At 35.1% G+C, this 14,055-nt stretch carries 8 protein-coding genes; all 8 read left to right on the top strand.

Annotated elements, in window-relative coordinates:
• Nucleotides 1–70: 70 nt before the first annotated feature.
• Entirely contained in the window at nucleotides 71–2,374 is a 2,304-nt protein-coding gene (locus BMX10_RS08405) for a copper amine oxidase N-terminal domain-containing protein (RefSeq protein WP_090442329.1), read from the top strand.
• A 131-nt stretch (nucleotides 2,375–2,505) separates the two neighbouring features.
• Nucleotides 2,506–3,240 carry a copper amine oxidase N-terminal domain-containing protein gene (locus BMX10_RS08400; protein ID WP_090442325.1) on the top strand — a complete coding sequence of 245 codons (735 nt, stop codon included), beginning with the start codon at nucleotides 2,506–2,508 and terminating at the stop codon, nucleotides 3,238–3,240.
• A 12-nt stretch (nucleotides 3,241–3,252) separates the two neighbouring features.
• Nucleotides 3,253–4,389: a TolC family protein gene (locus BMX10_RS08395; RefSeq protein WP_170834747.1), complete on the top strand. Its 1,137-nt coding sequence runs from the start codon at nucleotides 3,253–3,255 to the stop codon at nucleotides 4,387–4,389.
• A gap of 165 nt (nucleotides 4,390–4,554) precedes the next feature.
• Nucleotides 4,555–7,062 (top strand): CotH kinase family protein, encoded by a 2,508-nt coding sequence (locus BMX10_RS08390; RefSeq protein ID WP_090442319.1) that lies wholly within the window; start codon nucleotides 4,555–4,557, stop codon nucleotides 7,060–7,062.
• A 254-nt stretch (nucleotides 7,063–7,316) separates the two neighbouring features.
• Nucleotides 7,317–9,146 carry an O-antigen ligase family protein gene (locus tag BMX10_RS08385; protein WP_090442316.1) on the top strand — a complete coding sequence of 610 codons (1,830 nt, stop codon included), beginning with the start codon at nucleotides 7,317–7,319 and terminating at the stop codon, nucleotides 9,144–9,146.
• A 149-nt stretch (nucleotides 9,147–9,295) separates the two neighbouring features.
• On the top strand, nucleotides 9,296–9,490 hold the full coding sequence (locus tag BMX10_RS08380; RefSeq protein ID WP_244272676.1) for a transcriptional regulator: 195 nt from the start codon (nucleotides 9,296–9,298) through the stop codon (nucleotides 9,488–9,490).
• A gap of 277 nt (nucleotides 9,491–9,767) precedes the next feature.
• Entirely contained in the window at nucleotides 9,768–11,639 is a 1,872-nt protein-coding gene (locus BMX10_RS08375) for an S-layer homology domain-containing protein (protein ID WP_090442310.1), read from the top strand.
• 231 nt (nucleotides 11,640–11,870) lie between these two features.
• Nucleotides 11,871–14,030 (top strand): O-antigen ligase family protein, encoded by a 2,160-nt coding sequence (locus BMX10_RS08370; protein ID WP_090442307.1) that lies wholly within the window; start codon nucleotides 11,871–11,873, stop codon nucleotides 14,028–14,030.
• Nucleotides 14,031–14,055: the final 25 nt, after the last annotated feature.

Below are 14,055 nucleotides of genomic sequence, written 5' to 3'. Positions count from 1 at the left end.
GTTGAAGAAAAAACAACCAAAAGCAAGAAATCAAAAAACATTATAAAAAATAAAAGGAGGAAGAAAAAGCATGAAGAGAAAATTAGCTTTATTGCTAGCATTAGTAATGGTATTATCTATGATACCAATGATGTCTTTTGCTACTAGCACAAACACAGTAACACGTGTTTTAACAGTAGAAGATGACACATCAATGAAAGATTTTGGGGCTAGTATCCCTGCTCTTGTACTTGAGCCTAAAGATAACACTTGGGATACTACTACAGAAAGCTTTGTTTTAGAATTATCTGAAGACGCGGAGTGGAGATTAGCTCCAGAAACCGGTGGATTGGCTACTAGTGGAACTCTTGCTGCTGGAGCTACACACAATAGTCTTTACGAAGTTGGAACAAGTGTAGGTGCAGGTTTTACAATTGAAAGCATAACAAAGAGAAGAATTAATGTAACGATTAATGGCGCTCAAAATGGAAACAGAATTTTTATCCCATTGAACGCAGACTTAGATGGAGCATCTGGAAACGTAACTGTAACAGTGATTCCTGATGGAAGTGCTGTAAGTCCTGGAACTTACACATTCGCAACTGTAGCAGGTGGAGACACAGTAACAACAATAGATAGCGTAGCAAGAATTGTTGAAGGTGCAACAATTAACACTATCTTAATGGAAGAAACAGTAAGAACAGGTTTTGCAGGAGCTCAAGAGGTGATTTTCGTACTTCCAAACCACTTTAAATTTGATGGAAGCGACTTTACTGTAACTTATGGTGGAGGATATGCTTCAGGTACTGAAACATTCAATATAACATCAAATGCTGCTAATAGAACAGCAGATCCTGTAAGTGGAGAATTTAATGCAAGATTATCTAACGGAGACAGACAATTAACATTCTGGGTAGAGCCATCTATGGTTGCAGGAGTATCACGTGGATGGATCAGAATAAATGGAATTGATGTAAGAGCAAGCAAAGATGCTCCTACTGGTGATGTTATGTTAAGAGTAAGAGGCGATGCGACTAATGAAGAAGTAAAAGCTCTTGACAAAGTTGGTTATGGCATGGAAGTAAGAATTAAAGACGACAAAGATCCAAAAGAAATTTTCGCAGGTAGATATGCGGGAGAGCCTACTGATACAAATATTAATAACGAAGAAGATCATCAACTTGCAAGATTAAGAATTAGAGAAGATTCAGGCGGAGCTTGGTTATCTAACAGATATACTACTATCGAATTCCCATCTTGGGTTAAAGTTATTGGTGTTGACGTAAGAACAGCAGACAAGTTTGATGGTACTAATGGACATAACACTGAAAGCATAGTACAAGCAATAATAATGAACAGTGACAAAGGTGATAGCTCTGTTGAATTTAGACTTGACCCAGATCATAATGAAAGAGCATTATTAGAAGTAGACTTCTACGTATCTGTTAAAGCAGATATGGAAGGTGATATCACAGCAACTATTTCAGGTGCTGGTATTGATACAGAAGAAGTTGTATTAGGTAAAGCAATTGCTCCAGTTAAAGTAGAAGCTAATACAGCTAATGCAAGAATTGGTGTTAAGAACCAAGAGATTGGAACAATTACTATTACAGAATCTAAACCAGGTGCTATTCAGTCAGCTTCAGGTAAAAATATAGTAGAAGTTGAATTAGACACATGGATGCAATGGTCTACTGAACCTACAGTAGAAGTAGATGAAGATAGTGAATTAACAATTGATAAAGATTCTATTGATGTAGATGGTAGAGTATTATCATTCCAAGTAACTGGTTCAAGTATAGATGAGCCTGCTGTTATCACAATTACAGGTGGAAAAGTTGATGTAGACAGATCTACACCAGAAGGTAAGTTTGCTGCTAAAGTAGGTGGGTCAGCATTAGTAAACAATGTAGTTGATAATGATAGCGCTAATGCTAAATTAGAAAATGGTTTCTTCAGACAATCATATGTAGCTTCAGCTGATGTAGTAAATGTTACAACACCAGCTCCTGGAGAAACAATGAACCCAGAAGTATTACTAACAATTGGTTCTACAACGTTCTTTGTAGATGGCGTAGCTGAAACATTACCAGTAGCTCCATACATTGACGCTCAAAACAGAACTATGCTACCAGTAAGTGCTATTGGTAGAATCTTAGGAGCAGAGGTTGATTGGAATGCGGCATCAAGAACTGTTTTAGTAACAAAAGGAAGCGATAGAGTGTTATTAACTATCGGAAGTGATACAATGGTAGTAAATGGTATGAACATTCCTATGAGATCTGAAGCTGTTATCACAGGCGACAGAACTTTCGTACCAGTTAGAGATTTAGGTGTAGCTTTAGGCGTTGCTACTGAGTGGGATGCTGCTACACAAACAGTAACAGTTAAATAATTATCTTAAACAATAGATAAAGTAAAAAGAAGACTCCTTCGGGAGTCTCTTTTTACATAAATAAGAAGAACAGTAAAATAGAAACAAAATATTTATAATTCATATTGAAATGATAAAAGGGAGGGAAAGGAATGGAGTTGCGGAAAGTGAAGTACTTAGCAGCAGGCTTGGTTTTGGGCAGTATACTTACTATGTCTTTAGGTAATATCTATGCAAGTCCCCAAGGGATTGCTGCTTGGATCAATAATGCCTTTCAGTTTCAATTTAATGGTGAAGCAAAAGCGTTGCCAGAAGGGTATAATGTGATTGTCTATGAAGGGAGAAGTTATGTACCGGCTAGGTTTATAGCGGAGAATTTGGGGGCGGCAGTAATATGGGATGACGCAACTAAGACAATTGATATCAAATCGGAAGATAAACAAGATGTAACAATAATTGAAAGTAAAAAAGAAAAGGAAGATACAGAGCAACAAGAAGAGGACAGAAAAATAGAATACCAAAGACTACCAGTAAGTAAAGCTTACAAAGGTATGAATATAACTGCTACTGTTATTGATAGAAATAATACTCAAACAGTTGTATACCTAACGATTGACAATAAAAATTCAGCTCCTCTTCAGTTAATACAACGAGATACTAGAGTTGTAGTAGAAAATAAAGAATACTTTACAAAAGATGTGGGGCCACATAGGTATGATATGGTTTGGTATAATGATATTATTAAGGATAAAGCACAAGAAGGCTATGTAGTTCTACCATCAACTCCAGAAAATGCGAAGAATATGAGTTTATATTTAAATATTTTGAAAAATGATTACTCTCAAGAAAGAATTGAAGTAGTTCTAGACATATTATTAAATAATTAGGAGATGAATATAATGAAAAAATTCACCTTCAAAGCTAAGAATTTGATAGTTGTTATAATCTTACTTGCACTATCTATTAATTTTAGTTATGCACAAGAAATGCATAATAATATTAATGAGATTGAACAACGCATATTAACCTATGAAGAAGCTCTGGAAATGGCTTTGAGAAGAAGTTACACAGCAAGAAATGCTGCTGCGGATGTTGAAAGAAGCCAAGAATTAAGAGATCAATCAGCACAGGATTTAAGATATTCGAGACCAGAAGGACCTGGAAATGATATACAGGATTTAATTGCTAGACAGGAACTACAAATGTATTTAGCAAGAGAAACCAGTCTAGGTATGAGTAAAAGGCAATTGGAGATTATAAATGAAAATATTGGTTTCGAAATAAATAGTATATTTAATGAAATCATTAAAACTGAGAATGAGTTAGAATTATTGGATACTCAGATAAATACAATGGGGAAAAAAATACAAACAATGAACTTAATGGTAAACAATGGACTGAGAAGTAAGTTAGATTATACTACATTAAATAATCAATACCAAGAGGTATTAAAACAACAAGACATTTTAAAAAAGGCTTTGGATAATCAGTACATTAAACTAAACAAGGCAATTGGATTAGATGAGAAAGAAAGACGCTTAATAAGCAAAGAGATAAATTATGAACCTTTAGAAGAATTAGATATTGATTTGCACATAAACAGAATGATTGCACGTGATCCATATATATGGAATTTAGAACAACAGATTAGTCTTTCGCAGAATAGATTAAGCTTATATACCTACAATGCTAACCAAGAGCCTTACAGAGCACTTCAAATAGACAAAACAAAAGCTGAGAACAACGTAAATAGTGCTAAACAAAATTTAAGAGAATCCCTAAGACTACGATATAATCAAATTCAGCAATTAGAAACACAGTATAGAATTCAAGAACTTAAGCTTAAAGAAGCTAATGAAAATTTTACTATTTTAGAGCTAAGATTTGAATTAGGTATGATTACGAAAAATGATTTACTTGAAACAGAAACACAATTAAAATCACTTGAGGTTGCGCTAAAGAACATTATAATACAACATGAAGAATTAAAACAATTAATAGCAAAGCCATATCTTGCTCCAGATTATTTAAACTAGAAATGAATACTTTAGTTTTGTTAGAGTCAATCTCAATTGGCTCTTTTGTTTTGTACTAATTATTTTATTATTTATAATCCAAGCATATTAAATTCCTTCTTGCAACAATAAACAAAATAACTTATCATATTGCTTAAAGAACTCTTTTCAATAGAGGAGGCAGCCATGGAAAAGAAAAAAGCTTATATCATAGTAGGGATACTAATAGTAGCTATATCACTAACTCTTGTTCTTTTACCAACAACAAATCCACAGGATGTACTATATATAAACGAAATCATGTCTTCCAACGGAGAAGCCATTGCAGATACAGACGGAGACTTTTCTGATTGGATTGAGTTATATAATATGGGAGATAAGAGAATTAACCTAAATGGATATTACCTCTCAGATGATCCAAACAACCTGACAAAATGGAGTTTTCCTAGAGTGTTCATAGAGCCAGGAGAGCATTTTCTAATATGGGCCTCAGGCAAGGATAAAGCAGGAAAAAATGGAGACATCCACACAAATTTCAGCATTAGCTCAGGAGGAGAACCAATTGTTTTAACAGCATCTAATGGAAGAACAGTGATAGATAGTGTGGAGGCAGTGTTAATCCCTAGAAACATGTCCTATGGTAGAGCAGCAGATGGAGGAGGGGCATGGAGTTTTTTTGATATGCCTACTCCAGGCACTAGTAACAATGCAGTAGAAGGATACCAATCGGTATTAAAACCACCTACTTTTTCTGAAATTGGGGGATTTTATCAAGAAAATATAAAATTAAATTTAACCAGTGAGGAAGGTGCTATCATCTATTATACTTTAGATGGTTCTGAACCAACCTTTGATTCTAATAGATACGAAGGACCCATAGAGATACAAAAAGATATGGTGGTTGCCAACCAACCTATCCAAACCATAGCAGCTGATACCGGACCTCAATATCCCATATCATTTATACAAACAGCCTCCGATGAACTATACGAAGGCTGGGGCTATCAAAGATATAAATGGTACCCTCCAACGGGAGATTTTATTAAGGCGACTGTAGTGCGAGCAAAAGCTTTTAAAGACGGATCAGTTGCAAGCCCTATCGCCACCCACACTTACTTTATTGATGAGGCCATTCATCATCGATTTGATTTGCCTGTAATCTCTATAACCACTGATATAAATAACCTTTTTGATTACGAAGAAGGGATCTATATCCTAGGCCAGACCTTTGACCAATGGAGAAGTCAAAACCCAGAAGCAAGAGTGCTGGGAAATGCCCCCGCCAACTATCAACTGAGGGGCATAGAATGGGAAAAGCCTATTCATATAGAGTTTTATGAAGCAGATGGCACCCTAGGATTTTCTCAACCAGCTGGTCTAAGGATTCATGGAGGCTTTACTAGAGCATGGGCACAAAAGACCCTTAGGATTTATGCTAGAAACGAATACGATACAGAGGGAACTTTTACCCATGAAATCTTTCCAGGACTACAAAAAGCTGGAGAAGATGGAACTTTGCAGCAGTTTAAACGTCTAATACTTAGAAACTCTGGAAATGATTGGAGCTATACAATGTTTCGTGATGCTTTAATCCAAGAGCTAGTGAAGGATTTTAGGATAGATACACAGGCCTATCGCCCAGCAGTTGTCTATATCAATGGAGAGTATTGGGGAATTCATAACATCCGAGAGCGTTTTGACAACCACTATCTTGAGACAAACTACAACCTAGATGGTAATGAGGTAGCCATCATCGATATAGAGGAGTTGGAGAGCGAAGAAAAAGCTTTAGATGCAGAGCATTATATAGACATACTGAATTTCATCAAGGAAGAGGACATTACTCTAGAGAGAAACTATAATCATGTAAAAACCTTAATTGATATAGAAAGTTTCATCGACTATCAAATCACAGGCATCTATATCGCCAATACCGACTGGCTAGGGAATAACGTACAGTTTTGGCGACTAAAAACAGAGGGATATCAACCGGATGCACCCTATGGTCACGATGGCAGATGGAGATGGATGTTGTTTGACACAGACTATGGCTTTGATTTTCAAAAACAAGGAATGCATACCCATAATACACTAGAGTGGGCTACCACAGATAAAGGCTCTGACAGAAATGCACCTGAATATACATTCTTATTACGCTCCCTACTAGAGAACGAAGAGTTTCAGCATCAGTTTATCAATCGCTTTGCTGATACGATGAACACCAACTTCAGACCAGAAAATGTCATCCATCAGATAGGAAGTATGCAAAATGATCTGCAGCAGGAAATGCAGTACAACATAAAACGCTGGGAAAATTTTGGCAGCCTACAGGAGTGGCAAGGGAATATAGATGTTATGAGAAGCTTTGCAGAAAAGCGACCTAGATTTATGAGACAGTATATTATGGAACAGTTTGGCATCATGAAAACTGTAAACTTTACAATAGGTATAGAGGATATGAATGAGGGTACTGTCAGAATCAATACCATAACGATAGATGAAGAAACCCAAGGATTAGAAAATAACAATCATTGGCAAGGGGAGTATTTTACAGGTATTCCTATAGAGGTTAAAGCCATACCAAAGGAAGGCTATGTATTTGCAGGCTGGGAAGGAAGGGTAGATCAAACACAGACTTTATATATTATCCCATGGGAGGATTTTATTTTACGACCCATCTTTGAAAGAATGTAAACTGTGTTTTTAAAACTAACGTAACCTAGACAGAGGGCGGTAACGTCCTCCTATTAATGAAATGAAAAGCAAGTGTGAGAAAGGTAGATGGCACGTATGATATATAGAATTTCAAACATAAATATGCTATAATTTGTTGGAGAGGTTATTAGAAAAACTGCATACTAATAAGAATAAAAGAATTAATAGATAGTAGCATTTAGATGTTTACTAAGAATTATTAATAATAATTTTGCTCAGGAGGTGAGGGACCATTGGCTAAAGCTAAAAAACGCAGTCAAAAAAGGTCATTAAGAGATAAGATAGAAAGCAAAGACAACATAGCATCTATACTGCCATTAGCCTTTATTCTAATGATAGTACCTTTAATAGTATATTTAAAAGTCGTTCCGCTAGATACAGAGATATATATTTTTTGGACTTCTTTAGAATATAGATTAGAGTTCAATTCATATTATAAAATGATGTGGTTTATCATTGCTACGGTGATTTCTACTATCACATTAATCTTTAAGTTTTTGACAAAAGAAAAAAAATTAAAGAGATCAAATATATACATACCTATTGCTATTTATTCATTATTTGTTATATTATCTACTATATTTTCAGACTATAAAGCAATTGCGGTCTATGGATTTGCTGATCGATTTGAAGGAATGCTAACCATAATTGGATATATGATTATTTTATTTATTACAATAAATCTTGTTGATGGAGAAAAACAGATTAAGGTACTTTTAGCTAGTTTAACGATATCAGCAATAATAATAAGTATTATAGGTGTTTTTCAATTTATAGAAAAAGATATTTTTAATACACTTTGGGGGCAAAAACTGATTTTGCCAAGAGGGTTTCACGATTTAGTTGGGCAAGCATCTTCATCACTAGAACAGGCCACAATATACTCAACCTTGAGTCATTCAAATTACGTTGGTAGTTATATGGCTATGCTGATACCTATAGCAGTATCATTATTTCTCATTTTAGAAAAGAAAACGTGGAAAATTGGAAGTTTAGCCTTTAGTGGTCTACTAGTCCTAAATCTCATAGGCTCACGTTCTAGAGCAGGAATTATAGGTTTAGTATGTGCCTTGATTGTGATTATAATTTTTTTACGACGAGAAATACTAAAGAATTGGAGATATATAGGAGCATTTATTCTTGTTGGAGTTCTCATGTTTACCTCCATGGATTATTTAACAGGTGGTATACTAAAAGGGAAGGTAATGAATCTAACAATAGACGCTCGAATAGAAGCTAATCGAATGGACTTTCAGAATATAGTTATTAATAATAATGAAGTGGATATAATTGCTGAAGATGAAAGTATAAAAATAGTTATTACTGATACAGAAGAATTAGAATTCAGGGACGATAAAGGTAATTATTTAGATGTTATAGACCAAGGACAAAGTATGATAGTTAACAACCCAATATTTGAAAATTACAGATTTAATATACTAAAAGAGAACGGTACTAAAATACTGAGAGTAAGTAACAAAAACATAAACTTGGAATTCTTAATAAATAATAACAAATTTACAATGCTAGATCATAGAAGACAAACAGTTGACCTGGAGGAAGTGCCTAGCTGGGGGTTTGAAGGTAGAGAAAGTCTTGGTTCAGCACGGGGGTATATTTGGTCTAGATCTATTCCTCTACTTAAAGATACTATGATTATAGGCAAAGGACCAGACACATTTGCCTTGTATTTCCCCAATCATGATTATATAGGCAGGTTAAGGGCATACGGGTTTTTGAATGTTGTAGTGGATAAAGCACATAATATGTATCTTCAAACCGCAATAAATACAGGGATCATTTCTTTATTAGCTTTACTAGCAATTTTCAGTTATTATATTTATTCCAGTATCAAAATATACTGGAGAAGGGAATTAAGTGATACCAACACCATAATTGGCATAAGCATATTTTTTGCCATATGTGGATATTTAGCTGCAGGATTATTTAATGATAGCGTCGTTTCGGTAGCTCCTGTCTTTTGGATTTTGTTGGGTATGGGTCAAAGCATTAATATTAGTTTATCCAAGACTACAAATTCTAGCAACTCAATAACAGAATAGTTAAAACTATAAATAATAATGAAATGCTAACCATATATTGCAACTCTAAGCTGCTTAGTAAATCTCTATGATTGGATACTTGGCAGCCATTTTATTACAGCTTTAATTGATTAAAGCTTAAAAGATCTTAATTCGAGGTGAGAAGGATGTTGTTTTATTGGATAAACCAAAATAAAACAGTGAAAGAACTAAGAAAATCTGCTAGTTTAACAGTAAAAGAATTAGCTGAAAAAGTAAACTGGGACACAGTACAAATACAAAAACTAGACAACACCAAGCTGAAAGACCTGCCAGAGGAGATAAAACAGCAACTTATCCCTATATTTAGACAAGATCACTTATAGCAGGAGCAAGGAAAAGCTAGCAGAGAAATGGGGACTGTCCAACTGGCTAGCGTTTCCCAGAGCGGAGTTAAGGGGACTGTCCAACTGACACATGTTTCTCAATGTGTCTGAGGGACTGTCCCCGTGGCGTAACGGAATATAGACACAGCTGCAGATATATTACAATCCACAACAAAAGACCCAAAATGAAAAAAATGCAGATAAATGCAGGATTTTAAGGAAATATATAGAATAGTATATCTATAATTTTTAATAAAAACAAGGGGGATAACAGACAATGAAAAGCCTAAGAAAAATGCTTGTCATAACAATTTCATTACTTATGTTTCTAACCACTGTAACTGCTAGCTTTGCTAACACATCCTTTGCTGATTTGCCGTCAAGTCATTGGGCAACACGACATATCACAAAAATGGCTGAAGAAAGAATCGTTAGCGGGATGACGGAGAACGGACAACTGGTATTCAAACCAGAAAGCCCTGTCAGCAGGGTGCAGGCAGTACACATGATATTTAGAACCCTAAGAGCAACCAATAAACTAAAATCCACTGAAAACTATGTAGATAAATATAGAAACGTATTGGCCTCCTACAACATTCCTGAGTGGGCCTACGAAGCCACAGCCTATGCTTGGGAGTATAATATCCTAGAAGGCAATGACCTAGCTAACCTTATGAGTGGAGAACAACAGGTAAGTGCATCTAGACAGCAGGTGGCAGTATACTTAGGCAAGGCCATAGATCCTAACCCGCAACGCAGCTCTGTATCTCCATTAACCTTTATAGATAGAGAAATGATTCATGCGTCTGCGATGCCTTATGTGGAGTTATTGGTAAAAAACAATATCTTCTCTGGGGACAACACCAATAGATTTAACCCGCAAAACACCATAACCAGAGCTGAGATGGCAACCATATGCTCAAAAGCTTATGATGTGCTGAAAACAGCAGATATCGTAGTAGAGGTGCCGGCGCCAGTACCTGCACCAGTAGAAGAAGAACCTAATATCACAAAAAAGGGTGGCACTCTAGAGCATGTAGTGATAGCCAATCGCACAATCCTTGTAAGGGATGAAGAGGATGTTATGGATTTATATGAAGTACCAAGCAGTGCAGAAATCATCATTGATGGCACAAGTAGATCCATAAATGCTCTAGCCAAAGGACAAAGAGTAAATCTTACCTTTGAAAATAGCAATCGTTTAACAAAAATAGAAGTTAATCCTAAAGAAAACAAAATAGAAGGCTTTATAGATCGAATAATGCTAGGAGACCTATACCATAGAATTGTAGTGGGGGGAAGAACCTATAGAGTCTATGATGATACAGAAATCAAAATCGAGGATAAAACAGCTGCCTTTCGCGATTTAAAGGAAGATGATTCAGTAACCATCAGATATGAAGGGGATAGAGCTATAGAAGTCCTTGTAGATTATGAATATCAAAGCTTTACAGGCATATTAAATAGTGGTGTAAACTTTGGAAGATATCCCTTTAGAATCAGTGTTCGAACTGTGGGCAGTGAAATAAGAGATTTAGAGATTCATGACGATGTTGTTGTTAGAAGAGACAATAGAAGTGCAGATTTAGAAGATTTAGTAAGGGGAGACATTGTTAACATCGAGGTAAGAAGTAGCAAAGTTAGGCGCATAGAAGCTACGGGCATTGATACAAAACAAGAGGATAAAGGAACTATCAAATCAATAACCATCGAGAACCCAATAAGGCTCACCATTACAAATAATAATGATGAAGAGGTAACCTATATCATAGACAATGCGGTATCAGTCTATCTCGACAATGAAAGAGCAGACATCTATGATTTAAGAACAAATTATGAAGTAGAGCTAGAGCTGCAAAATGATAGAGTTATTGAAATAGAAGCCAAGAGGAGAGGCCATAGAAATATCATCAGCGGAGAAATCACCAGGATTCACGAAGGGCTCAATAGAATGATCGTAAGGCCATATGATATTTCCTCAAGGGAAGAAACAGTTACTGTTTACTACAATAGACATACAAAATTTGTTGAGGATACAGGTAGAGAAATAGATATCAGATATCTTGATAGAGATGATGAAGTTATTATCCATGGAAATTATGAAAACAATGAGTTTGTAGCTACAAGGATTATTGTTTTAATGGATTAAAAACATATTTAATTACTTATATCAACTTAATTAAAGTTATTATGGCGGAGAAATAAATTTTCTTCGCCTAAATATTTTATATAGAGATCAGTATAGTTACAATTTATTTATGATATAGAGATTCTACAGATTTTATAGAGATTTTATTGTCTTTGAGGAAAATTTTGTATACAATAGAAGGGGCAAGATAGTAGCTTTATATAATGAATTTAATAAATCTGAGGTGCTACAATGGCAACAAAAAGGATAAAAAAGTTGTATAATAAAGAAGAAAAAAGGTCGGGAATGAAGGTCCAAGTATTGTTTTTATGTATTATAGTTTCATTTCTGCCTTTATTTAGAGGATTATTTTTTGAAAAGGAATTTTATACAGCCAGTATTATGATTGCTTTATTAGCACTAGGAGCCGCTATAAGAAATGTTTTAGAAAAGGAAAAGATGGTATTCTCTACATGGATAGAGTATTTAATCACAGCCATGATGATCCTATATGTTGTGTCATTCCCACTTGCTATTAATAAACACAAAGCAGTTTTTGAAGCCATAAAAAATACCACTTACTTTTTAATCTTTTTTATAACAGTTAGTGAAATAAAAGGAAACAAAGAAATTAGTACTATAAGCTGGTCTATACTGCTTAGTGGTACAATTGTCAGTATTATAGGAATAGGGGCAAGCTTTGGAAGCTTTACATACCAGGATGCCTTTAAGGAGGGAATGATAAGCTCTACCTTTCAATACCACAATACCTTTGGTGCTTTTATGCTAGCCACTTTATTTTTAGCTATGGGAGAAATAACAGCCAATGAAGGGTGGAAAAAATACACTGCTGTAGCTATGGGTTATCTTCTATTTTTTGGACTAATATTTTCTTACTCAAGAGGAGCTTGGCTTTTGTTGCCTGTAGTAGGCTTTATTGCACTAGTTCTTATGAAAAAGCAGACTCTAAAAGACATCATCTTTTCCTTCGTGGGTATTATATTAGCTTTTGGGATAACGACCCCACAGATATATAAAGCGATACAGACATCCAATCAAGCTTTAGGATGGAGCTGGTTACTTATAGGAAGTATAACAACAGTAGGAGTCACTTATCTTTTACATAGATATGTGACCACATTACATGAACAATATATTAACAAAAAATCCTTGATAGTAATTATTAGCATTACTACCATTTTACTTACAATACTATTAACAAACGGACATATGATAAGACTTTTTCCAGAAACCGTATCTTCAAGGTTGGCAACCATAAACTTGAGAACCTTTACTGTTGTTGAAAGAGGCGTTTTTTATCAAGATGCTTTAAAAGTCGTGAAAGACTATCCTATTTTAGGTACAGGCGGTGGAGGTTGGGCTGCTCTATACGGCCAATATAAAACCTATGATTATACTACAACAGAAGTGCATAACAATATCATGCAGAGTTGGATAGAGTCAGGTACCATTGGTTTATTTCTGCTACTAGGTATTTATGCATGTTTCTTATGGATTAGCTATAAAACAATAAAAAATATAGAGGATCAAAGGCTTTCAAACAAACTAACCGGAATCATATGTGCAGTACTGGCAATGATGCTTCATAATACCATTGACTTCAATATGTCGTTGGGAGCCTATGCTGTTATTTTTTGGCTATTAATAGCCATAGTAACAGCTGCCTATAAAAATTACATCCCACAACCATCAAAAACAAACATTACACGAAGCCTTCCTAAAACAGCCATAATTGCTTTGTCTATAGTAGTATTGCTACTATCAGGTGCCTTTAGATTAGGAATAAAAAATGCAACAACAGCCATAGCACTAGCAGAAGAAGGAGACTATTACAAGTCAATGGAACACCTGGAAAAGGCCTCAAGACAATACCTGTACAATGCTACATACCATCTTGATTTAGCTCAACTACAATTACTTATTGGATTAAATGCACCAGATGAAGCGCTAATAGAAAAATCCAAGAAAAATGTAGAGAAAGCTTTAAGTAGAGATAGTAATAGCATGGCGGTATTGCAAAACGCAATAAATTATTATACAACAATAGGAGAATATGCTAGAGCAGTAGAATTAGTAGAAAAATATCTTGAAAGCCATAGCTTAAGTGATCATACTTACAACTTTTCTATTGACTTCTATTATGCTGTAGGTAGCATTATGATGGACACAGGAGAGACTACTGAGGCTGAAATGTATTTTGAAAGAGTACTAGAGCTAGAGCAGAGGATAGAGGAGATAAACAAAGAGCTTCTTCACACCAAAGAAACAGTACTAAGGGACGTAAGTGACGCACCTGAGTGGTATGTCAAACAGCGTTTTCATATCAATTTAGATCAAAATACAATAGAAAAAATCAATATTGCTAAGGAAAGATTACAGCAGGAGGATTAATATAAAGTTTTTCCTTTAAATCCAT

The sequence above is a fragment of the Natronincola peptidivorans genome (genome assembly GCF_900111615.1).
In the GTDB taxonomy this organism is placed as follows: Bacteria; Bacillota; Clostridia; order Peptostreptococcales; family Natronincolaceae; genus Natronincola_A; species Natronincola_A peptidivorans.
The sequence above is the reverse complement of the archived record's forward strand: the minus strand, read 5'-3'. Positions and strand labels throughout refer to the sequence as shown.

Excerpts from the sequence above, each read along its gene's own strand:
- BMX10_RS08400 (WP_090442325.1), top strand. The coding sequence starts at position 2,506 with ATGGAGTTGCGGAAAGTGAAGTACTTAGCAGCAGGCTTGGTTTTGGGC.
- BMX10_RS08390 (WP_090442319.1), top strand. The coding sequence starts at position 4,555 with ATGGAAAAGAAAAAAGCTTATATCATAGTAGGGATACTAATAGTAGCT.
- BMX10_RS08405 (WP_090442329.1), top strand. The coding sequence starts at position 71 with ATGAAGAGAAAATTAGCTTTATTGCTAGCATTAGTAATGGTATTATCT.
- BMX10_RS08370 (WP_090442307.1), top strand. The coding sequence starts at position 11,871 with ATGGCAACAAAAAGGATAAAAAAGTTGTATAATAAAGAAGAAAAAAGG.
- BMX10_RS08375 (WP_090442310.1), top strand. The coding sequence starts at position 9,768 with ATGAAAAGCCTAAGAAAAATGCTTGTCATAACAATTTCATTACTTATG.
- BMX10_RS08395 (WP_170834747.1), top strand. The coding sequence starts at position 3,253 with ATGAAAAAATTCACCTTCAAAGCTAAGAATTTGATAGTTGTTATAATC.